Source organism: Paracoccus sp. KR1-242, from assembly GCF_049446195.1.
GTDB classification, from domain to species: domain Bacteria; phylum Pseudomonadota; class Alphaproteobacteria; order Rhodobacterales; family Rhodobacteraceae; genus Paracoccus; species Paracoccus broussonetiae.
Genome location: NZ_JBMSED010000024.1, coordinates 1 through 22,462, shown reverse-complemented (window position 1 = coordinate 22,462; position 22,462 = coordinate 1). Strand labels below are relative to the sequence as shown.

The 22,462-nt window shown below is 62.8% G+C and carries 18 protein-coding genes, 1 tRNA gene and 1 pseudogene; all 20 read left to right on the top strand.

Features of this window, described 5'->3' with window-relative positions:
- The coding region (locus ACO2Q4_RS23325; protein WP_423319919.1) for a hypothetical protein at positions 1–121 on the top strand (121 nt) is incomplete at its 5' end.
- 167 nt (positions 122–288) lie between these two features.
- Entirely contained in the window at positions 289–1,182 is an 894-nt protein-coding gene (gene yghX, locus ACO2Q4_RS23320) for a YghX family hydrolase (protein ID WP_423322127.1), read from the top strand.
- Between the two features lie 75 nt (positions 1,183–1,257).
- Complete coding sequence (locus tag ACO2Q4_RS23315; protein WP_311757578.1) at positions 1,258–1,671, top strand: GFA family protein; 414 nt, start codon at positions 1,258–1,260, stop codon at positions 1,669–1,671.
- Between the two features lie 108 nt (positions 1,672–1,779).
- Positions 1,780–3,669 carry an ABC transporter ATP-binding protein gene (locus tag ACO2Q4_RS23310; RefSeq protein WP_311757577.1) on the top strand — a complete coding sequence of 630 codons (1,890 nt, stop codon included), beginning with the start codon at positions 1,780–1,782 and terminating at the stop codon, positions 3,667–3,669.
- Positions 3,670–3,967: 298 nt separating this feature from the next.
- Positions 3,968–4,043, top strand: a tRNA-Trp gene (locus tag ACO2Q4_RS23305).
- A gap of 48 nt (positions 4,044–4,091) precedes the next feature.
- Positions 4,092–4,964 carry a hypothetical protein gene (locus tag ACO2Q4_RS23300; protein WP_423322126.1) on the top strand — a complete coding sequence of 291 codons (873 nt, stop codon included), beginning with the start codon at positions 4,092–4,094 and terminating at the stop codon, positions 4,962–4,964.
- Positions 4,965–5,039: 75 nt separating this feature from the next.
- Entirely contained in the window at positions 5,040–5,234 is a 195-nt protein-coding gene (secE, locus tag ACO2Q4_RS23295) for a preprotein translocase subunit SecE (protein ID WP_311757575.1), read from the top strand.
- Between the two features lie 195 nt (positions 5,235–5,429).
- The gene (gene nusG, locus ACO2Q4_RS23290) at positions 5,430–5,969 is read left to right on the top strand and encodes a transcription termination/antitermination protein NusG (protein ID WP_311757574.1); all 540 of its coding nucleotides are present in this window, start codon (positions 5,430–5,432) and stop codon (positions 5,967–5,969) included.
- Positions 5,970–6,062: 93 nt separating this feature from the next.
- The gene (gene rplK, locus ACO2Q4_RS23285) at positions 6,063–6,515 is read left to right on the top strand and encodes a 50S ribosomal protein L11 (protein ID WP_311757573.1); all 453 of its coding nucleotides are present in this window, start codon (positions 6,063–6,065) and stop codon (positions 6,513–6,515) included.
- Positions 6,516–6,518: 3 nt separating this feature from the next.
- A complete protein-coding gene (gene rplA, locus ACO2Q4_RS23280; protein ID WP_311757572.1) occupies positions 6,519–7,217 on the top strand; it encodes a 50S ribosomal protein L1 in 699 nt (232 codons plus the stop codon).
- A gap of 234 nt (positions 7,218–7,451) precedes the next feature.
- The gene (gene rplJ, locus ACO2Q4_RS23275) at positions 7,452–7,967 is read left to right on the top strand and encodes a 50S ribosomal protein L10 (protein ID WP_311757571.1); all 516 of its coding nucleotides are present in this window, start codon (positions 7,452–7,454) and stop codon (positions 7,965–7,967) included.
- 66 nt (positions 7,968–8,033) lie between these two features.
- A complete protein-coding gene (gene rplL, locus ACO2Q4_RS23270; RefSeq protein ID WP_311757570.1) occupies positions 8,034–8,405 on the top strand; it encodes a 50S ribosomal protein L7/L12 in 372 nt (123 codons plus the stop codon).
- A gap of 261 nt (positions 8,406–8,666) precedes the next feature.
- Positions 8,667–12,815, top strand: a complete 4,149-nt coding sequence (gene rpoB / locus ACO2Q4_RS23265) for a DNA-directed RNA polymerase subunit beta (RefSeq protein WP_423322125.1) — start codon at positions 8,667–8,669, stop codon at positions 12,813–12,815.
- A 106-nt stretch (positions 12,816–12,921) separates the two neighbouring features.
- Positions 12,922–17,130 carry a DNA-directed RNA polymerase subunit beta' gene (rpoC, locus tag ACO2Q4_RS23260; protein WP_311757568.1) on the top strand — a complete coding sequence of 1,403 codons (4,209 nt, stop codon included), beginning with the start codon at positions 12,922–12,924 and terminating at the stop codon, positions 17,128–17,130.
- A gap of 166 nt (positions 17,131–17,296) precedes the next feature.
- Positions 17,297–18,244 carry a DMT family transporter gene (locus tag ACO2Q4_RS23255; RefSeq protein WP_311757567.1) on the top strand — a complete coding sequence of 316 codons (948 nt, stop codon included), beginning with the start codon at positions 17,297–17,299 and terminating at the stop codon, positions 18,242–18,244.
- A pseudogene (locus tag ACO2Q4_RS23250) lies at positions 18,148–19,022 on the top strand (glycosyltransferase). The gene ACO2Q4_RS23255 and the pseudogene ACO2Q4_RS23250 overlap by 97 nt, the downstream one beginning before the upstream one ends.
- Positions 19,023–19,282: 260 nt before the next feature.
- A complete protein-coding gene (rpsL, locus tag ACO2Q4_RS23245) occupies positions 19,283–19,654 on the top strand; it encodes a 30S ribosomal protein S12 (RefSeq protein WP_022705687.1) in 372 nt (123 codons plus the stop codon).
- Positions 19,655–19,666: 12 nt separating this feature from the next.
- Complete coding sequence (gene rpsG / locus ACO2Q4_RS23240; RefSeq protein WP_311757566.1) at positions 19,667–20,137, top strand: 30S ribosomal protein S7; 471 nt, start codon at positions 19,667–19,669, stop codon at positions 20,135–20,137.
- Positions 20,138–20,148: 11 nt separating this feature from the next.
- A complete protein-coding gene (fusA, locus tag ACO2Q4_RS23235; RefSeq protein ID WP_311757565.1) occupies positions 20,149–22,272 on the top strand; it encodes an elongation factor G in 2,124 nt (707 codons plus the stop codon).
- A 63-nt stretch (positions 22,273–22,335) separates the two neighbouring features.
- Positions 22,336–22,462 (top strand): GTP-binding protein (locus ACO2Q4_RS23230; RefSeq protein WP_231555447.1); only part of this gene is annotated, 127 nt, incomplete at its 3' end.

The following is a 22,462-nucleotide window of genomic DNA, read 5'->3' as shown; positions in this document are numbered from 1 at the left end:
CAACCTGAAGTTCGAAGTCGAACTGATCGCCCCGATCGCGATGGAAGAGAAGCTGCGCTTCGCCATCCGTGAAGGCGGCCGCACCGTCGGCGCAGGCGTCGTCTCGAAAATCCTGAAGTAATTCGGGCAAGACCATCGTCGGGTGATCCCCTTGGGGATATCGCGACGAGAAGGCCGCTCCCTTGGGGGCGGCCTTTTTTCATGTCCGGATCGCGCCGATTCGCGACAAAACGCCAAGGATCGGCGGCCATTCGTGCTAGGTTTGCTTCGGCCCCAGGGAGGAACCTCATGACCGAACGCAGGAAGGCTTCCGATTTTCACCCCCGCATTCTGGAAATCTTTGACGGCTATGTGCATGGCCGGATCAGCAAGCGCGACTTCATGGCACAGGCCGCGCAGTTCGCGACCGCCGGGATGACCGCTGCCGCGAACTTCGAGGCATTGAAGCCAGATTACGCGCTGGCCCAGCAGGTGCCGCCTGATGATCCCGCGATCCGAACCGAGACCGCGAGCTTTGACAGCCTCGAAGGGAACGGCACCATTTCGGGCCTGATGGCGCGTCCGGTCGCGGCGCAAGGCAAGCTGCCCGCAGTGCTGGTCGTGCATGAGAATCGCGGGCTGAACCCCTATGTCCAGGATGTCGTCCGGCGGGTGGGCAAGGCAGGCTATCTGGCCTTTGGGCCGGACGGCCTCAGTTCGATCGGGGGCTATCCCGGCAATGACGAGAAGGGGCGCGAGATGCAGGCGAGCCTTGATCCCGCGAAGCTGATGGAGGATTTCTTCGCCGGCTACGAGTTCCTGCGCGATCACCCGGATTCGACTGGCAAGGTCGGCTGCGTGGGCTTCTGCTATGGCGGGGGCGTCTGCAATGCGCTGGCGGTCGCCTATCCCGATCTTTCGGCCTCGGTGCCATTCTATGGCCGTCAGCCCCGCGCCGAGGAGGTGCCGCAGATCAAGGCTCCGCTGCTGATCCATTACGCCGAAAAGGACGAACGCGTGAATGCCGGCTGGCCGGATTACGAAGCGGCGCTGAAGGCCAATGGCAAGGAATACCAGGCGTTCATCTATCCCGGCACCCAGCACGGTTTCCACAATGACACCACGCCGCGTTATGACGAGGCGGCGGCCAAGCTGGCCTGGGACCGGACGCTGGCCTTTTTCGCCGAAAAGCTTGGCAGCTGACAGGTTCTGTCAGCACGACCTTGCCAGACTGGGTCATGCCGGGCGCGATGCCCGGCGCGGTCCGGGAGATTTGCAATGAAGACCTATCACGGTTCCTGCTTTTGCGGCGCGGTCCGCTTTGAAGCTGATGGCGACCTTTCGCAGGGCACGATGCGCTGCAACTGCCGCTTTTGCCGCAAGATGCGCTATTGGGAGATGCGCCTGCCCGACGCTGCCGGTTTTCGCGTCACCGAAGGCCGCGAGCGACTGGCCGATACCCCGCGCAGCCAGCAGGACGGCGTGGACATGCACCACCTGTTCTGCGCCACCTGTGGTACCCGGCTTTGGACGCAGGGGAACCTGCCCCAGATGGACGGTGCCTTCGTCATGGTCTGCATCAACGCGCTGGATGACGTGACCGAGGCCGAACTGATCGCCGCGCCGGTCTTTTATGCCGACGGGGCGCATGACGCCTGGTGGAACCCCGCGCCCGAGTCGCGTCACCTGTAACGCGGCGCAGCAAGCGAACGCGTACTGGGCCTTGCCATTGCCGCCCCAGCCATGAGACGGTGCGCCGGGGCCCGCGCGCCGCCCCGCCACAAATCCACGAGGTCCAACATGTTCAGCTGGTTCGAGAGCCGGCTTGATCCTTATCCTGCCGATCCGCCACGGATGCCCCCGAAGGGACTGTGGCGTTTCATCCTGCATTTCTCGCGCGGGGCGCTTGGCTATATGCTGGTCATGTCGGCCTGCTCGGCCCTGATCGCCGTGCTGGAGGTGGTGCTGTTCGGCTATCTGGGCGACCTTGTCGACCGGCTGGCCAATACCGACCGCGCCGCCTTCTGGCAGGTCGAGGGCGGGCGGCTGATGCTGATGGCGGCGATCCTGGTGATCGGGCTGCCGCTTTTGCAGATCATCTTCTCGCTTCTGATGCATCAGACGCTGATGGGAAACCTGCCGCAAAGGATTCGCTGGCAGGCACACCGCTATCTGCTGCGCCAATCGATGAGCTATTTCCAGGACGAGTTCGCCGGGCGCATCGCCACCAAGCTGATGCAGACCGCGCTGGCCGTGCGCGAAGTCGCGATGAAGTTCCTGGATGTGCTGGTCTATGTCGGAGTCTATTTCCTGGGAGCGCTGGTGCTGGCCGCCTCGACCGACGGCTGGCTGGCGCTGCCGTTCCTGGCCTGGGGCGTGCTTTACGGGCTGCTTCTGTGGTGGCTGGTCCCGCGGATCGGTCGCATCAGCGAGGCGCAGGCAGATGCCCGCGCAGTGATGACCGGGCGCGTGGTCGACAGCTATACCAACATCTCGACGGTCAAGCTGTTCTCGCACTCCTCACGCGAAGAGGCCTATGTCCGCGACAGCATGGACGGCTTCCTGCGGACGGTGCATTCGCAGATGCGGCTGGCGTCGATCCAGAACATTCTGCTGGCCTCGCTGAACTCGGGCCTGACCTTCGCCGTTACCGCGCTGGGGATCTGGCTTTGGACCCAGGGCCGGATCGAGGTTGGCGCGGTCGCCATCGCGATCCCGCTGGCGCTGCGGCTGGGCAACATGTCGCACTGGATCATGTGGGAATTCGCAGGGCTGTTCGAGAATATCGGCACGGTCCGCGACGGCATAGGGTCCCTGTCGCTGCCGCGCATGGTCACCGATCAACCCGGTGCGAAGACGCTTGAGGTGCCGCGCGGCAAGGTCGAATTCCGCGACGTCACCTTCCGCTATGGCGATGCTGCGCCGGGCAAGGGCGGGGCGGTCCTGGACGACCTGACCCTGACGATTGCACCGGGCGAACGCATCGGACTTGTCGGAAGGTCGGGCGCGGGCAAGTCGACACTGGTGAACCTTCTGCTGCGCTTCCACGACCTGGAATCCGGGCGCATCATGATCGACGGTCAGGACATTTCGCAGGTCTCGCAGGAATCGCTGCGGGCAGCCATCGGCGTGGTCACGCAGGACACATCGCTGTTGCACCGCTCGATCCGCGACAACATCTCGTATGGACGCCCCGACGCGGGCGAGGACGAGGTGCTGCGCGCGGTCGAACAGGCCGAAGCGTCGGACTTTGTCGGTCTTCTGAACGATTCGAACGGCCGCCGGGGGCTGGATGCGCATGTGGGCGAACGGGGCGTGAAGCTGTCCGGCGGCCAGCGCCAGCGCGTTGCCATTGCCCGCGTGCTGTTGAAGGACGCGCCGATCCTGGTCCTGGACGAGGCGACGAGCGCACTGGACAGTGAGGTCGAGGCTGCGATCCAGGGTCAGCTTGAAACGCTGATGAACGGCAAGACCGTGATCGCGATCGCGCATCGCCTGTCCACCATCGCACGGATGGACCGGCTGGTGGTGATGGAGCGCGGCCGCATCGTCGAGCAGGGCTCGCACGACCAGCTTCTGGCGCAGGGCGGCATCTATGCCGGGCTTTGGTCGCGGCAATCGGGCGGCTTCCTGGAAAGCGACGAGGGACCGGTCCCCGGCCCGGAGGGGCGGGCGCAGTTGAACGCGTAGGTGTCATCCCTGCTCGCCCCTGACACGGGGCGGGCAGGGGCCTGGAAAGGTTCCGATCGGCACACAGCGCTTCAGAACCGGGTCGCTGCGCATGGGTACAGGTTGCCGGAGCGGGGCCATGTCATGGATGCGAGCTGATTCCGGGGATCGCCGCTTCCCCGTCAATGTCGGTTACCTGCCGGGCCGCTTCGACGATTGCTTTCATGCTGAGGCAAGCGGCATCGGCACACTCTGCCACCGCCGGGCCGAGATTGGCCTTGACGGCATTTTGCGAAGGCCATATTGGAGGCGTCGGCTTAGGGGTTTAGCTCAGTTGGTAGAGCATCGGTCTCCAAAACCGAGGGTCGTGGGTTCGAGTCCCCCAACCCCTGCCAGCCATCCTCCCATTGACATTCCGAACGCGCTCGGCTGGAACACGGCCCATGGCTTTGAGTATCCATCTGGGGGCGCACAAGACCGCCTCGACCCACCTTCAGTATTCGCTGCGACAGGTGCGCGACCGCTTGGCGCAGGCGGGATTGTTCTATGCTGATCCCGGAACGCTGCGCGATGTCCTGCCGCTGTCCCAAGCTCTGGCCCGCGGCGAGGGTTGCCCGGCCGAACTGAGTTGCCGCCGCCAGTTCCAGGCCGCGCGCGAGGGATTCGCCGACCTGCTGATTTCCGAGGAGAACATCCTGGGCGGGACCCACCGCTCCAAGATCTATTCGCAAAGGGGCACGCTTTATCCCCGCGCGCCACATCGGTTGCGGCGGGTGATCGACATGGCGGGGGGCGGACCCGCGACGCTGTATCTGGCCTTGCGCGATCCGGCGGGCTTCCACGTCTCGGCCTTCGCGCTGCAACTGAGCGAGGGGAACGAGATCGAACTTGATGCCTATATGGGCGGGCGCGATCCGGCCCGGGCGCCCTGGTCGGGGCTGGTCAAGCGATTGAAGCAGGTCGAGGGCGTCGGGCGGATCGTCGTCTGGCGCTATGAGGATTATGCCGCGCTGCGTCCCGAACTGCTTGCCCGGTTGTTGCCGGAAGGCATGGCCGGATCCGTCCCCGAGCCGGAACCGCGCAATGTCAGCATCACCCAGCCCGGCTATGACTGGTTCGTCGCACAGGCGATGGCCGACAACCAGGCGGACCTGCGCGACCTGTTCCGCCAGGCCCGCCAGAAGTTCCCGCGTCGCAAGGGCCATCCCCGGCTGCGCCTGCTGGACGAGGCCGCGCATGAGCGTTCGGCCGGGTGCTATCGCGCCGAGATCGAGGCGTTGGCGCGGATGCCGGGGGTCGAACTGCTGCTGCCTTGAGGGCATCGGCAGTTCCGGCTTGAAACTCGGGCGGGCAGGCGCTATCTGACGCGCTGCAAGACCGAAGGGATCAACATGGCCAACCCCGTTCAGTTCATCAGCCAGGTGCGCAGCGAAATCGGCAAGATCAGCTGGCCGACCCGGCGTGAGGTGATCACGACCACCATCATGGTCCTGATCATGGCGACGCTGGCCTCGATCTTCTTCTTCCTGATCGATCTGGCGATCAAGTCGGGGCTCTCGGGTATCCTGCACTTCGTCGGCAGCTGAGGTCTTGCATTGAAGGGCAGGGGACGCTATGTCCTTGCAACCTGCCCCGAGACGCGGCGTGCATCGATTCGGTCGTGCGCGCCGATTTCAATTTGGCCGGAAGGTCGTCCAGCCGGACGTCTGGCTGATAGGGCGGCATTGAATTGCAAGGGCTTGGCGCAAGCTGGCCTGGAATGAACAGGGGTCGATCGAAACATGGCAAAGCGTTGGTATTCGGTCAGCGTCCTGTCGAACTTCGAGAAGAAGGTCGCCGAGGCGATTCGGCAGGCTACCGCCGAGAATGGCCTTGAGGAACAGATTGACGAGGTGCTGGTCCCCACCGAAGAGGTGATCGAGATCCGCCGCGGCAAGAAAGTGACCTCGGAGCGCCGCTTCATGCCGGGTTACGTCCTGGTCCACATGGATCTGTCGGACCGCACCTATCACCTGGTCAACTCGATCAACCGGGTGACCGGTTTCCTGGGCGCGCAGGGCAAGCCGATGCCGATGCGCGACGATGAAGTGAACGCGATCCTGCACCGCACCGGCGAGGGCGGGGTCGAGGTCGCACCGCGCAACCTGATCCGGTTCGACGTGGGCGAGAAAGTGAACGTGACCGACGGGCCCTTCGAGGGCTTCTCGGGCATGGTCGAGGAGGTTGATGAGGTTTCCAGCCGCATCAAGGTTACCGTCTCGATCTTTGGCCGGCCTACGCCGGTCGAACTGGAATTCACGCAGGTCTCCAAGACCGCGTGATGTCGTGCGGGAGGTGCCGGTCCTTCGGGATACGGGCCGAAAACCGCTAAGTCTGCCCGCACGTCGCGGGCGTGATGATAAGGAGAAGGCCAGATGGCCAAGAAAGTTGTCGGCAGCCTGAAGCTGCAAATCAAGGCGGGTCAAGCCAACCCGTCCCCGCCCGTCGGCCCGGCCCTGGGTCAGCGCGGCATCAACATCATGGAATTCTGCAAGGCGTTCAACGCCCGCACGCAGGAAATGGAACAGGGTTCGCCCGTTCCGGTCGTGATTACCTATTACGCCGATAAATCCTTCACCTTCGAAACCAAGACTTCGCCGGCCTCGTTCCTGCTGAAGAAAGCCGCTGGCCTGAAGCCGGTCGGCAAGCGCAACCGCGCCAAGGGTTCGGACAAGCCCGGCCGCACGGTCGCTGGCACCGTGACCGCGAAACAAGTTCGCGAGATCGCCGAAGCCAAGATGAAGGACCTGTCCGCGAATGACGTCGAAGCCGCGATGCAGATCATCCTCGGCTCGGCCCGTTCGATCGGTATCGAGGTGAAAGGCTAAGTCATGGCGAAAATCTCGAAAAACCAAGCCGCCGCCCGCGCCGCCTTTGACGGCAAGGCCAACCTGTCGGTCGAGGATGCCGTTGCTCTGGTGAAGGGCAATGTCAAAGCGAAATTCGACGAAACCGTCGAAATCGCGATGAACCTGGGCGTCGACCCGCGTCATGCCGACCAGATGGTCCGTGGCGTTGTCACCCTGCCCAACGGCACCGGCAAGCACGTTCGCGTCGCTGTCTTCGCCCGTGGCCCGAAGGCTGACGAAGCCAAGGCCGCTGGCGCCGAGATCGTCGGTGCGGAAGACCTGCTGGAGACCATCCAGTCGGGCAAGATCGAATTCGATCGCTGCATCGCCACCCCGGACATGATGCCGCTGGTCGGCCGTCTGGGCAAGATCCTGGGCCCGCGCAACCTGATGCCGAACCCGAAGGTCGGCACGGTGACGATGGACGTCAAGTCGGCCGTCGAAGCTGCCAAGGGCGGTGAAGTCCAGTTCAAGGCCGAGAAGGCGGGCGTTGTCCATGCCGGCGTCGGCAAGGCCTCGTTCGACGCCGCGAAACTGGCCGAGAACATCCGCGCGTTCGTGGATGCCGTGAACCGTGCGAAGCCGTCGGGCGCCAAGGGCACCTACGTCAAGAAGGTTTCGATCAGCTCGACCATGGGTCCGGGCGTGTCGCTGGACCTGGCTTCGGCCACCGCGCAGTAAGCTGCGCAAGAATTTCGCCGGAGTGATCCGGCGGATGGCGGGGCGTTCATCGCCCCGTCCTGTCCGAGACGGAGGGTGCGGGGAGACCTGCTTAATTTCCTTCCTGAGATGGGATCAAGACCATTTTCCGAAGACTTCTTCGGGGGATCTTGGACCGTCACGGACCGGTTCAGTCGCTGTTCGGGCGGCTGGATAGTTGAGCCGGGGGGAAACCCCCATACTTGGAGTGAAACCGTGGATAGAGCGCAAAAAGAGCAGCTGGTCGAAGAACTCGGCCAGATCTTTGAAGCCTCTGGCGTCGTGGTGGTTGCACACTACGAAGGAATGACGGTTGCCCAAATGCAGGACCTGCGCGCGCAAATGCGTGAAGCTGGCGGGTCCGTTCGCGTTGCCAAGAACAGGCTCGCCAAGATCGCCCTGGATGGGAAGCCCTGCGCAAGCATCGCTGACTATCTGACGGGTATGACCGTGCTCGCTTACTCCGAGGATCCAGTGGCTGCTGCCCGGATCGCGGACAAATACGCCAAGGCGAACGACAAGTTCGTGATCCTGGGCGGTGCGATGGGCGACACGGCTCTTGACCCTGCCGGTGTGAAAGCCGTGGCACAAATGCCGTCGCGCGAGGAGCTTATCGCTTCGATCGTGGCCTGCATCGGTGCCCCTGCCTCGAACATCGCGGGCGCGATTGGCGCACCTGCTTCCAACATCGCGAGCATCCTCACGACTCTGGAAGAGCGCGAGGCCGCTTAAGGCAACCCCATTCCCTCGTAGGGTTGAATACCCGTCGTTGGAACACTTAATGGAAAGAACGGAAAAATGGCTGACCTGAAAAAACTCGCCGAAGAAATCGTGGGCCTGACCCTGCTGGAAGCCCAGGAACTGAAAAACATCCTGAAAGACGAGTACGGCATTGAGCCGGCTGCTGGTGGCGCCGTCATGGTTGCCGGTCCGGCTGCTGCTGCCGAAGCCGTCGAAGAGAAAACCGAATTCGACGTCGTCCTGACGGACGCTGGCGCGAACAAGATCAACGTGATCAAAGAAGTTCGCGGCATCACCGGTCTTGGCCTGAAAGAAGCCAAAGACCTGGTCGAAGCCGGTGGCAAAGTCAAAGAAGGCGTGTCGAAAGCCGACGCCGAAGAAATGAAGAAAAAGCTCGAAGCGGCTGGCGCCAAGGTCGAGCTGAAGTAATCGACCGGGCACTTGATGGTGCTGGTCAACGACTTCTGAAGGACAAGGCAGGGTCCGGGGTTCCCCCGGTCCCTGCCGAACCTGTCTTGAAGGGCGGTTTCGAAAGAAGCTGCATGAAACCTTCCTTCAGGGCATGTTCGAGGTTCGGGAGCGGCGCGGTGGGACGCGCGGCACGAATGGAACCTCGCCCCTCATTCGCCGCCTTGCGCCGGTCGGGCCCCGACGACCGCTGCAAGCGAAAGACGAAAGGTTAGACCCTCTATGGCGCAAGCTTATGTCGGCCAGAAACGCATCCGGCGTTACTATGGCAATATCCGCGAAGTTCTTGAGATGCCGAACCTCATCGAGGTTCAGAAATCCTCTTACGACCTGTTCCTGCGGTCGGGCGAGGCCGAGGGACACCAGGACGGCGAGGGCATCAACGGTGTCTTCCAGTCGGTTTTCCCGATCAAGGACTTCAACGAGACGGCGACCCTGGAATTCGTGAAATACGAACTGGAACGGCCGAAATACGACGTGGACGAATGCCAGAGCCGCGACATGACCTATGCCGCGCCGCTGAAGGTGACGCTGCGCCTGATCGTGTTCGATGTCGACGAGACCACCGGCGCGAAGTCGGTCAAGGACATCAAGGAGCAGGACGTCTACATGGGCGACATGCCCCTGATGACGCAGAACGGTACGTTCATCGTGAACGGGACCGAGCGCGTCGTCGTGTCCCAGATGCACCGCTCGCCCGGCGTGTTCTTCGACCATGACCGCGGCAAGACCCACTCCTCGGGCAAGCTGCTGTTCGCCTGCCGCATCATTCCCTATCGCGGCTCGTGGCTGGATTTTGAATTTGACGCCAAGGATCTGGTGTTCGCGCGCATCGACCGCCGCCGGAAGCTTCCGGTGACGACCCTGCTCTATGCCTTGGGCATGGATCAGGAAGGTATCATGAGCGCCTTCTATGACACCGTCGACTACAAGCTGCAGCGCGCTGGCCGGGGCCAGGACGCGGGCTGGGTCACCAAGTTCTTCCCCGAGCGCGTGCGTGGCACCCGCCCGACCTATGACCTGGTGAATGCCGATACCGGCGAAGTCATCACCAAGGCCGGTGACAAAGTCACGCCGCGCCTGGTCAAGCAGCTTGCCGACAAGGGCGAGATCAACCTGCTGCTGCCCTTCGACAAGATCGTGGGCCGCTTCGTCGCACGGGATATCATCAACGAAGAGACCGGCTTCATCTATGCCGAGGCCGGCGACGAGATCACCCTGGAATACGACCGTGACGGCGAGGTTTCGGGCGGTCTGCTGAAGGTGCTGCTGGACAACGGGATCGAGGATGTCCCGGTGCTGGACATCGACCATGTCAATGTCGGCCCCTATATCCGCAGCACCATGGCCGCGGACAAGAACATGAGCCGCGAAGGCGCGCTGATGGATATCTACCGCGTCATGCGCCCGGGCGAGCCGCCGACCGTCGAGGCTGCCTCGACGCTGTTCAACAGCCTGTTCTTCGACAGCGAGCGTTACGACCTGTCGGCCGTGGGCCGCGTCAAGATGAACATGCGCCTTGACCTGGACGCGCCGGACACCCAGCGCACCCTGCGCAAGGATGACATCATCGCCTGTATCCGCGGCCTCGTGGAACTGCGCGACGGCAAGGGCGAGATCGACGACATCGACCACCTCGGCAACCGCCGCGTGCGCTCGGTCGGCGAGCTGATGGAAAACCAGTATCGCATCGGGCTGCTCCGCATGGAGCGCGCGATCCGCGAGCGCATGTCCGGCGTCGAGATCGATACCGTCATGCCGCAGGATCTGATCAACGCCAAGCCGGCCGCGGCCGCCGTGCGCGAGTTCTTCGGCAGCTCGCAGCTGTCGCAGTTCATGGACCAGACCAACCCGCTGTCGGAAGTCACGCACAAGCGTCGTCTTTCGGCGCTTGGGCCGGGGGGTCTGACGCGTGAACGCGCCGGCTTCGAGGTGCGCGACGTTCACCCGACCCACTATGGCCGGATGTGCCCGATCGAAACGCCGGAAGGCCAGAACATCGGCCTGATCAACTCGCTGGCGACCTTTGCCCGCGTGAACAAGTACGGCTTCATCGAGACCCCGTACCGCAAGGTCATCGAGGGTCACGTCACAGACGACGTGGTCTATATGTCCGCGACCGAGGAGATGCGTCACACCGTGGCCCAGGCCAACGCGACGCTGGACGAGAACGGCAAGTTCGTGGACGAGCTGGTCTCGACCCGGCAGGCTGGCGACTTCATGCTGAATCCGGTGGAAGCGGTCGACCTGATCGACGTTTCGCCCAAGCAGCTGGTTTCGGTCGCTGCCGCGCTGATTCCGTTCCTTGAAAACGACGACGCCAACCGCGCCCTGATGGGTGCCAACATGCAGCGTCAGGCGGTTCCGCTTCTGCGGGCCGAGGCGCCGTTCGTCGGTACCGGCATGGAAGCGACCGTTGCACGCGATTCCGGGGCCGCCATCATGGCGCGTCGCGGCGGCATCATCGACCAGGTCGATGCGCAGCGTATCGTTATCCGCGCGACCGAGGATCTGGGTGCGGGCGACGCGGGCGTGGACATCTATCGACTGCGCAAGTTCAAGCGTTCGAACCAGTCCTCGACCATCAACCAGCGTCCGCTGGTCAAGGTGGGCGAGAAGGTCGTCAAGGGTCAGGTCGTTGCCGACGGTCCCTCGACCGATCAGGGCGAACTGGCGATCGGCCGGAACGTGGTCGTGGCCTTCATGCCGTGGAACGGCTACAACTACGAGGACTCTATCCTCGTGAGCGAGCGTATCCACCGCGACGACGTCTATACCTCGATCCATATTGACGAGTATGAGGTCGCGGCCCGCGATACCAAGCTTGGTCCGGAAGAGATCACCCGCGACATCCCGAACGTCGGTGAAGAAGCGCTGCGCAACCTCGACGAGGCTGGCATCGTTTATATCGGCGCCGAGGTCGGACCGGGCGACATCCTGGTCGGCAAGATCACTCCGAAGGGCGAAAGCCCGATGACGCCGGAAGAAAAGCTTCTGCGCGCCATCTTCGGCGAAAAGGCTTCGGACGTCCGCGACACCTCGCTGCGTCTGCCGCCGGGTGCCTATGGCACAATCGTCGAGGTCCGGGTCTTCAACCGTCACGGCGTCGACAAGGACGAACGTGCGCTGCAGATCGAGCGCGAGGAAGTCGAGCGTCTGGCCCGTGACCGGGACGACGAGCTGGCGATCCTTGAGCGCAACATCTATGCGCGCCTGAAGTCGCTGATCATGGGCAGGGAAGTCGTCAAGGGTCCGAAGGGCATCAAGGCCGGCGCGACAGTCAACGACGACCTGCTGGGCCAGCTGAGCCGTGGTCAGTGGTGGCAGCTTGCCGTCGCCGACGAGGACACCGCCAAGGAAGTCGAAGCGCTGAACCAGCAATTCGACGCGCAGAAACGTGCGCTGGACAACCGTTTCGACGACAAGGTCGAAAAGGTTCGCCAGGGCGACGACCTGCCTCCGGGCGTGATGAAGATGGTCAAGGTCTTCGTCGCCGTGAAGCGCAAGCTCCAGGCGGGCGACAAGATGGCCGGTCGTCACGGAAACAAGGGTGTCGTCTCGAAAGTCGTGCCGATGGAGGACATGCCCTTCCTTGCGGACGGGACTCCGGTCGACCTGGTGCTGAACCCCCTGGGCGTGCCGTCGCGTATGAACGTCGGTCAGATCCTTGAGGTCCACATGGGCTGGGCCAGCCGTGGTCTGGGCATCAAGATCGACGAGGCGCTGGAGGAATACCGGCGCAACGGCGACATGACGACCGTGCGCGATGCCATGAAGAACGGCTATGGCGACCAGACCTATGACCTGACCTTCGCCGAAATGGCGGACGAAGACGTGCTGGAAAGCGCCAACGCGGTCCGCACCGGCGTTCCGATCGCCACCCCGGTCTTTGACGGCGCGAAAGAGGCGGATATCAACGACGCCCTCAAGCGCGCTGGCTTCAGCGAGTCGGGGCAGTCGATCGTGTTCGACGGCCGCACGGGCGAGCCCTTCGCGCGTCCCGTGACCGTGGGCGTGAAGTACTTCCTGAAACTGCACCACCTTGTCGATGACAAGATGCACGCCCGTTCGACCGGTCCGTACAGCCTTGTTACCCAGCAGCCGCTGGGCGGTAAGGCGCAGTTCGGCGGTCAGCGTCTGGGTGAGATGGAGGTCTGGGCCCTTGAGGCCTATGGCGCCGCCTATACCCTGCAGGAAATGCTGACGGTGAAGTCGGACGACGTGGCCGGCCGGACCAAGGTCTATGAAAGCATCGTGAAGGGCGAGGACAACTTCGAAGCCGGCGTGCCGGAATCGTTCAACGTCCTGGTCAAGGAGGTCCGGGGTCTGGGCCTCAACATGGAACTCCTGGATGCGGAGGACGAGGAATAACGGCAACCGCCCGGAAGGTGGGGCAACGACCCCACCCGACGGGAGCCGGCAAGGTGGGTCTGCCCACCTTTCCCTCATCCCCCGCGCCACTCATTAGGATTTGAAAATGAACCAGGAACTCGCCACCAATCCCCTGAATCCGCTGGCCCAACCGCGCCAGTTCGACGAAATCAAGATCTCTCTGGCTTCGCCCGAGGAAATCCTCGCCTGGTCCTATGGCGAGGTGAAGAAGCCCGAAACCATCAACTACCGTACGTTCAAGCCCGAGCGTGACGGCCTGTTCTGCGCGCGTATCTTTGGCCCGATCAAGGACTACGAATGCCTGTGCGGCAAATACAAGCGCATGAAATATCGCGGCCTCGTCTGCGAGAAATGCGGCGTGGAAGTGACCCTGCAAAAGGTCCGCCGCGAGCGCATGGGCCATATCGAGCTGGCCGCCCCGGTCGCGCATATCTGGTTCCTCAAGTCGCTGCCGTCGCGCATCGGCCTGATGCTCGACATGACGCTGCGCGATCTTGAGCGCATCCTGTATTTCGAAAACTACGTCGTGATCGAGCCCGGTCTGACGGACCTGTCCTATGGCCAGCTCCTGACCGAGGAAGAATACCTGGACGCGCAGGACCAGTACGGCGCCGACGCCTTCACCGCCAATATCGGTGCCGAAGCGATCCGCGAAATGCTGGCCAATATCGACCTGGCCGCCACTGCCGAGCAGCTTCGTGAGGAGCTGAAAGAGGCGACTGGCGAGCTGAAGCCGAAGAAGATCATCAAGCGGCTGAAAATCGTCGAAAGCTTCCTTGAATCCGGCAACCGTCCGGAATGGATGGTCCTGACCGTGATTCCGGTCATTCCGCCGGAACTGCGCCCGCTGGTTCCGCTGGATGGCGGCCGCTTCGCGACTTCGGACCTGAACGACCTGTATCGCCGGGTCATCAACCGGAACAACCGCCTGAAGCGCCTGATCGAGCTGCGCGCGCCCGACATCATCGTCCGCAACGAAAAGCGGATGCTGCAAGAGTCGGTCGATGCGCTGTTCGACAACGGCCGTCGCGGCCGCGTCATCACCGGGAACAACAAGCGCCCGCTGAAGTCGCTGTCGGACATGCTGAAAGGCAAGCAGGGCCGCTTCCGTCAGAACCTTCTGGGCAAGCGCGTCGACTTCTCGGGTCGTTCGGTCATCGTGACCGGCCCCGAGCTGAAGCTGCACCAGTGCGGCCTGCCCAAGAAGATGGCGCTCGAGCTGTTCAAGCCGTTCATCTATTCGCGTCTTGAGGCGAAAGGGCTGTCCAGCACCGTCAAGCAGGCGAAGAAGCTGGTCGAGAAAGAGCGCCCCGAGGTCTGGGACATCCTGGACGAGGTCATCCGCGAGCACCCGGTTCTGCTGAACCGCGCGCCCACGCTGCACCGTCTTGGCATCCAGGCGTTCGAGCCGATCCTGATCGAGGGCAAGGCGATCCAGCTTCACCCGCTGGTCTGTTCGGCCTTCAACGCCGACTTCGACGGCGACCAGATGGCCGTTCACGTCCCGCTGTCGCTGGAAGCGCAGCTGGAAGCGCGCGTCCTGATGATGTCGACGAACAACGTCCTGTCGCCCGCCAACGGCGCGCCGATCATCGTTCCTTCGCAGGACATGGTCCTTGGTCTGTATTACACGACCATGGAACGCGTCGGCATGAAGGGCGAAGGCATGGCCTTTGCAAACCTTGAAGAGGTCGAGCACGCTCTGGCCTCGGGCGCGGTGCACCTGCACGCCAGGATCAAGGCCCGCCTGCCGCAGATCGACGAGAACGGCAACGAGGTGATCACCCGCTTCGAGACCACGCCGGGCCGTCTGCGTCTGGGTTCGCTGCTGCCGAAGAACGCGAAAGCGCCCTTCGAGCTGGTCAACCGCCTGCTGCGCAAGAAAGACATCCAGAATGTCATCGACACCGTCTACCGCTACTGCGGCCAGAAGGAATCGGTGATCTTCTGTGACCAGATCATGGGCCTGGGCTTCCGCGAAGCCTTCCGTGCCGGCATCTCGTTCGGCAAGGACGACATGGTCGTTCCGCCGACGAAATGGGATCTGGTCGAAGAGACCCAGGACCAGGTGAAACAGTTCGAACAGCAATATCTGGACGGCCTGATCACACAGGGCGAGAAGTACAACAAGGTCGTCGATGCCTGGTCGAAGTGTAACGACAAGGTCACCGACGCGATGATGAAAACCATCTCGGCCACCAAGAAGGACGAGAAGGGCGCAGAGCTGGAACCGAACTCGGTCTACATGATGGCCCACTCGGGCGCCCGGGGCTCGGTCAGCCAGATGAAGCAGCTGGGCGGGATGCGCGGCCTGATGGCCAAGCCGAACGGCGAGATCATCGAGACGCCGATCATCTCGAACTTCAAGGAAGGTCTGACCGTTCTTGAATACTTCAACTCGACCCACGGCGCGCGGAAGGGTCTGTCCGACACCGCTTTGAAGACGGCGAACTCGGGTTACCTGACCCGCCGCCTCGTCGACGTGGCGCAGGACTGCATCATCCGCGACCATGACTGCGGCACCGAGCATGCGATCACGGCCTCGGCCGCGGTCAACGATGGCGAAGTCGTCAGCCCGCTTTCCGAGCGTGTGCTGGGCCGGACCGCTGCCGAGGACGTGCTGGTTCCGGGCGAGGACGTGGTCATCGTCCGCAAGAACGAGCTGATCGACGAACGCAAGGCGGACGAGATCGAGCAGGCCGGCGTCCAGACGGTCCGCATCCGCTCGGCTCTGACCTGCGAGTCTGAGGACGGCATCTGCGCGCTGTGCTATGGTCGCGACCTTGCCCGCGGCACCCTGGTGAACATCGGCGAGGCTGTCGGCATCATCGCCGCGCAGTCGATCGGTGAACCGGGCACGCAGCTGACGATGCGGACCTTCCACATCGGCGGTATCGCCCAGGGTGGTCAGCAGTCCTTCATCGCCGCGGCGCAGGAAGGCGTCGTCGCCTACGAGAACGAGAGCACGCTGGAAAACGCGAATGGCGAGTTGATCGTCATGAGCCGGAACATGCAGCTGAACATCAAGAATGCTCAGGGCGAAGTTCTGTCGAACCACAAGCTGTTCTACGGCTCGAAGCTGTTCGTCCGCGACGGCGATCCGGTGGCGCGTGGCCAGAAGATGTTCGAATGGGACCCCTATACCCTGCCGATCATCGCCGAGAAGGCGGGTATCGCAAGGTATGTCGACCTCCTTTCGGGCCTTTCGGTCCGCGACGAGACCGACGATGCGACGGGTATGACGCAGAAGATCGTGACCGATTGGCGTTCGGCGCCGAAAGGCAACGAACTGAAGCCCGAGATCATCATCGTCGATCAGGATGGCGAGCCGGTCCGCAACGAGCAAGGCAACCCGGTCACCTATCCGATGTCGGTCGATGCGGTTCTGTCGGTCGAAGACGGGCAGGAGATCAAGGCCGGTGACGTGGTTGCGCGTATCCCGCGCGAAGGCGCCAAGACCAAGGACATCACCGGGGGTCTTCCCCGCGTGGCGGAACTGTTCGAGGCCCGTCGTCCCAAGGATCACGCGATCATCGCCGAACTCGACGGCTATGTGCGCTTCGGCAAGGACTACAAGAACAAGCGCCGCATCTCGATCGAGCCGGCAGACGACACGCTGGAAGCCGTCGAATACATGGTGCCGAAAGGCAAGCACATCCCGGTGCACGAGGGCGACTTCGTGCAGAAGGGCGACTACATCATGGACGGCAACCCGGCGCCGCATGACATCCTGCGCATCATGGGGATCGAGGCTTTGGCCGACTACCTCATCGACGAAGTGCAGGACGTCTATCGACTGCAGGGCGTGAAGATCAACGACAAGCACATCGAGGTGATCGTTCGCCAGATGCTGCAGAAGATCGAGATCCTCGACAGCGGCGATACTACGCTGCTGAAGGGCGAGCATGTCGACCGCGACGAGTTCGAGGAAGAGAACGCCAAGATCGAAGCCAAGGGGGGCCGTCCGGCCTCGGGCGAGCCGGTGCTCTTGGGCATCACCAAGGCATCGCTGCAAACCCGCAGCTTCATCTCGGCCGCATCGTTCCAGGAAACGACCCGCGTGCTGACCGAGGCCGCCGTTCAAGGCAAGCGCGACAAACTGGTCGGGCTGAAGGAAAACGTCATCGTCGGCCGCCTGATCCCGGCGGGCACCGGTGGCGCAACCTCGCGCGTGAAGCGTATCGCGACCGAGCGCGACAATGCCGTGATCGAGGCGCGTCGCGCCGAGGCCGAAGCGGCAGCCGCGCTGATCGCGCCCGAGGAAGCTCCGGCTTCGGCGGGTGGCGAGGGCTGATCCAGCCCTTCACGAAACCAGCAAAGGCCCGGTCGATGACCGGGCCTTTCGCTTTTCTGAGGCCCGGCTGCGACGCTTTGACAGGAAGTTCCGGACGCGCCGGCGTGAATGCTGGATTTTCATCCAGGCCTTCAATATCCCTTGGCGGGGACGCACCGGAGCCATCATGCGCACGCCATTCCTATCGCCCAACCGACGACTTGGCCCCGCTTCGCTGAAGAAATCCGATATTCCGACCGAAATGGCCGACAACCTGCGCGGCGTGCTGCTGATGGCGACAAGCATGGCCGCCTTTGCCTGCAACGACACCATCATGAAGGCGGTGACCCAGGAATTTCCCCTGTATCAATCCGTCGCGATGCGAGGCTGTGTGGTGCTGGCCTTCATGCTGATGGTCGCGCGCTTCCAGGGAAAGCGCATCCGGTTGTCGATCCCGCCGGGCGACCGCCTGCCGCTGGTACTGCGAACGGGCGCGGATATCGTTTCGACCGTGCTGTACCTGCTGGCCTTGCGGGAAATGGCGCTGGCCGACATTTCCGCGATCATGCAATCGCTGCCCCTGGCGGTCACGCTGGCGGCGGCGTTGGTCTTTCGCGAAAGACTGGGTTGGCGGCGGCTTGCCGCGATCGGCGTCGGTTTTGTGGGGGTGTTGCTGATCCTTCGACCCGGGGGCGGGGCCTTTGACCTTTGGTCGGCGGCCGCGCTGGCCTCGATGCTGCTGATCGTCGTGCGCGATCTGTCGACCCGCGTGTTTTCCGCCGCGATCGGCACGACGACGATCGCCTTTTACGCGGCAATGACAGTCACCGTCTCGGGTTTCATCGGCGGGCTGGAGGAGAGCTGGCGGTTTCCGCGTGCCGATGAATGCGGGCTGCTGCTGCTGGCCGCCGTCTTCCTGACCGTCGGCTATCACAGCGCGGTCGCGACCATGCGGGTGGGCGAGATCGCGTTCGTCGCACCCTTCCGCTACACCTCGCTCATCTGGGCGATCCTTCTGGGGCTGATCTTCTTCGGCGAATGGCCGGATCTGTGGACCTGGGCCGGGTCGATTCTGGTCGTAGGGGCCGGGATCTATTCGATCCTGCGCGAACGCCAATTGGGCAGAAGGGTGTGACGCGCGTCCAGATGCTGGGCCTATGCCGGTTTTCATACCTGGGCGGGCGTGGATTTCAGGTGGCGCATGACACGCTGGTCGAGCGGCGGACCTTTCTGTACGACGCGGCCCGGTTGAAGCGGCGCTGGTTCTGGTTCGAGAACGTCACTCTGCCGGGGCTGGTCGCACAGACCGACGCTGATTTCACGCTGGTCCTGATGACCGGGTCGGATCTGCCCGAACCCTATCTGTCGCGTCTGCGCATGCTGTGCGATTCTGTCCCGCAGTTCCGACTGGCGCTGATCCCGCCGATGGAGGCGCATCTTGATGCCTGCCGTGCTGCCATCGCCCCTCATGTCGATCCGGACGCCGATATTGTCGCGCATTTCCGGCAGGATGACGACGACGCGGTTGCCATCGGGTATATTCAGGATGCGAGGCGCGATTTCGCGGACCTTCGCCCCCTGTGGAAGCGTCGGGGCGGGTGATCTTCAATGCGACCGCCGGGCTGACTATCTATCTGCGCGCGGCTGCCCCGCGCAGTGCGATCCATTTCCCGCATAACCGGCTTGGGCTGACCATGCCCGGCGTTTCGATTTCCGAAAAGGTTATGTTCGTGCGCCTCCTGAACCACGACAATGACTCGGGTGCGATCGGTGCGGGCTATGCCTGGGACGGGAAGGATGTGGCGTGGACCGAACTTCTGGCCGACAGGTTGCGCATCGATCTTGCAGCGCTTGACCGGGGCGCGCGGGGCTTGGGCTCGACGGGGGCCGACCGGCCGCGCCGGGGACAGTAGGGCGTGCGGGCCAGGGGCGGGGGCTAGTGTTGACTCGGCCACTGATTCCACCTATACGCCGCACACCCGGCAGACTTCTGTCCGGGGCCCAGAACCTATTTTTGGTCAAGATCCGGGCGCAAGCCCCGATCCTCTGGAATCGAACCCATCCTCCCGCAGGGGACGTGGTGGGCTGTGGCGTTTCGCGATGGGCGCGAACGCTGTCGAGAAGTGGCGCAGCTTATGCTGCGAGTATTGACGAAAGCAAGACGGGGAACCGAATGCCGACGATCCAACAGCTGATCCGCAAGCCGCGGCAGCCGAAAGTGCAGCGCTCGAAGTCGCAGCACCTGCAAGGGTGCCCGCAGAAGCGCGGCGTGTGTACGCGTGTTTATACCACCACGCCGAAGAAACCGAACTCCGCTATGCGTAAAGTCGCCAAGGTGCGTCTGACGAATGGCTTCGAGGTCATCTCCTACATCCCGGGCGAAAAGCACAACCTCCAGGAGCACAGCGTCGTGCTGATCCGTGGCGGCCGTGTGAAAGACCTTCCGGGTGTCCGTTACCACATCCTGCGCGGTGTGCTGGACACCCAGGGCGTCAAAGATCGTCGTCAACGCCGTTCGAAGTACGGCGCGAAGCGTCCGAAGTAAGGAGAGACATCGATGTCCCGTCGTCACGCCGCTGAAAAGCGCGAAGTTCTGCCCGACGCCAAATTTGGCGATCGCGTGCTGACCAAATTCATGAACAACCTGATGGTCGACGGCAAGAAGTCGACCGCCGAGCGCATCGTCTACAGCGCCCTTGACCGCGTTCAAGGCAAGCTGAAGCGCGAGCCGATCGAGGTGTTCCACGAAGCCCTCGACAACGTGAAGCCTTCCGTCGAAGTGCGTTCGCGCCGCGTCGGTGGTGCAACCTACCAGGTTCCGGTCGAGGTTCGTCCGACCCGCCGTGAAGCCCTGGCCATTCGCTGGCTGATCGCTGCGGCCAAGAACCGTAACGAGCATACCATGGAAGAGCGCCTCGCGGGCGAGCTGTCGGATGCCGTCAACGGACGTGGCACCGCGGTGAAGAAGCGCGAAGACACTCACAAGATGGCCGACGCCAACAAGGCGTTCAGCCACTATCGCTGGTAAGGGAAAGCATCATGGCACGGGAATATCCGCTCCAGCGTTACCGGAACTTCGGGATCATGGCCCACATCGACGCGGGCAAGACCACGACGACGGAACGCATCCTCTTCTACACCGGCAAGTCCCACAAGATCGGCGAAGTCCACGACGGCGCCGCGACCATGGACTGGATGGAGCAGGAGCAGGAGCGGGGCATCACCATTACCTCGGCTGCGACGACCACTTTCTGGCAGCGCCAGGAAGATCCGTCCACCGAAGGCACCTCGGACACGAAGTTCCGCTTCAACATCATCGACACCCCCGGCCACGTCGACTTCACCATTGAAGTCGAACGTTCGCTGGCCGTGCTTGACGGTGCGATCTGCCTTCTCGACGCCAACGCCGGCGTCGAACCGCAGACCGAGACCGTGTGGCGCCAGGCCGACCGCTACAAGGTTCCGCGGATCGTGTTCGTCAACAAGATGGACAAGATCGGCGCTGACTTCTTCAACTGCGTGAAGATGATCAAGGACCGTACCGGCGGCATCCCGTGCCCGATCGCTCTGCCGATCGGCGCCGAGGACAAGCTGGAAGGCATCATCGACCTGATCAAGATGGAAGAATGGGTCTGGAAGGGCGAAGATCTCGGCGCAAGCTGGGTCCGTCAGCCGATCCGTGAAGAACTCCAGGACGTCGCTGAAGAGTGGCGCGCCAACATGATCGAGCTTGCCGTCGAGCAAGACGATACCGCCATGGAAGCCTACCTGGAAGGCAACGAGCCCGACGAGGAGACGCTGCGCAAGCTGATCCGCAAAGGCACGCTGTCGCTGTCCTTCTTCCCGGTGACCGCTGGCTCGTCGTTCAAGAACAAGGGCGTTCAGCCTTTGCTGAACTCCGTGATCGACTTCCTGCCCTCGCCGCTGGACGTGCCCGCCTATATGGGCTTCGTGCCGGGCGACGAGACCGAGACCCGGAATATCGAGCGTCGTGCCGATGACGCGCAGCCCTTCTCGGGCCTCGCGTTCAAGATCATGAACGACCCCTTCGTCGGCTCGCTGACCTTCACCCGCCTGTATTCGGGCGTGCTGAAGAAAGGCGACCAGATGATGAACTCGACCAAGGGCAAGCGCGAACGCGTTGGCCGGATGATGATGATGCACTCGATCAACCGCGAGGAGATCGAGGAAGCCTTTGCAGGCGACATCATCGCGCTGGCCGGTCTGAAGGACACCACCACGGGCGACACGCTGTGTGATCCGAACAACCCGGTTGTTCTGGAAACCATGACCTTCCCCGAGCCGGTGATCGAGATCGCCGTCGAGCCGAAGTCGAAAGCTGACCAGGAAAAGATGGGCCTTGCCCTTCAGCGCCTGTCGGCCGAAGACCCGTCCTTCCGCGTCGAAACCGACATCGAGTCGGGCCAGACCATCATGAAGGGCATGGGCGAACTTCACCTCGACATTCTGGTCGACCGGATGAAGCGCGAGTTCAAGGTCGAAGCGAACATCGGTGCGCCGCAGGTGGCCTACCGTGAAACGATCTCGACCTCGGCCGACATCGACTACACGCACAAGAAACAGACCGGTGGTACCGGCCAGTTCGCGCGCGTGAAGCTGACCATCACCCCGACCGAGCCGGGCGAAGGCTATTCGTTCGAGTCGAAGATCGTGGGCGGCGCGGTTCCGAAGGAATACATCCCCGGCGTCGAAAAAGGCATCAAGTCCGTCATGGACTCGGGTCCGCTGGCAGGCTTCCCGGTTATCGACTTCAAAGTCGCCCTGACCGACGGTGCCTTCCACGACGTCGACTCCTCGGTCCTGGCCTTCGAAATCGCGGCTCGTGCCGCGATGCGTGAAGGTCTGCGCAAGGCTGGTGCGAAACTGCTTGAGCCGATCATGAAAGTGGAAGTCGTGACGCCGGAAGAATATACCGGTTCGATCATCGGCGACCTGACCAGCCGTCGTGGCATGGTCCGTGGTCAGGACTCGCGCGGCAACGCCAACGTCATCGACGCCTTCGTGCCGCTGGCCAACATGTTCGGCTACATCAACAACCTGCGCTCGATGTCTTCGGGCCGCGCGGTGTTCTCGATGCAGTTCGACCATTACGAGGCCGTGCCGCAGAACATCTCGGACGAGATCCAGAAGAAATACGCCTGATCGGGATGGCGGGGCCAAGGCCCCGCCTTTCCTCGTAACATCTGAATCCAAGGAGCCCTGCTTATGGCAAAGGCAAAGTTTGAACGTACGAAACCGCACGTCAACATCGGGACGATCGGTCACGTTGACCACGGCAAGACGACGCTGACGGCTGCGATCACCAAATACTTTGGTGAATTCAAGGCCTATG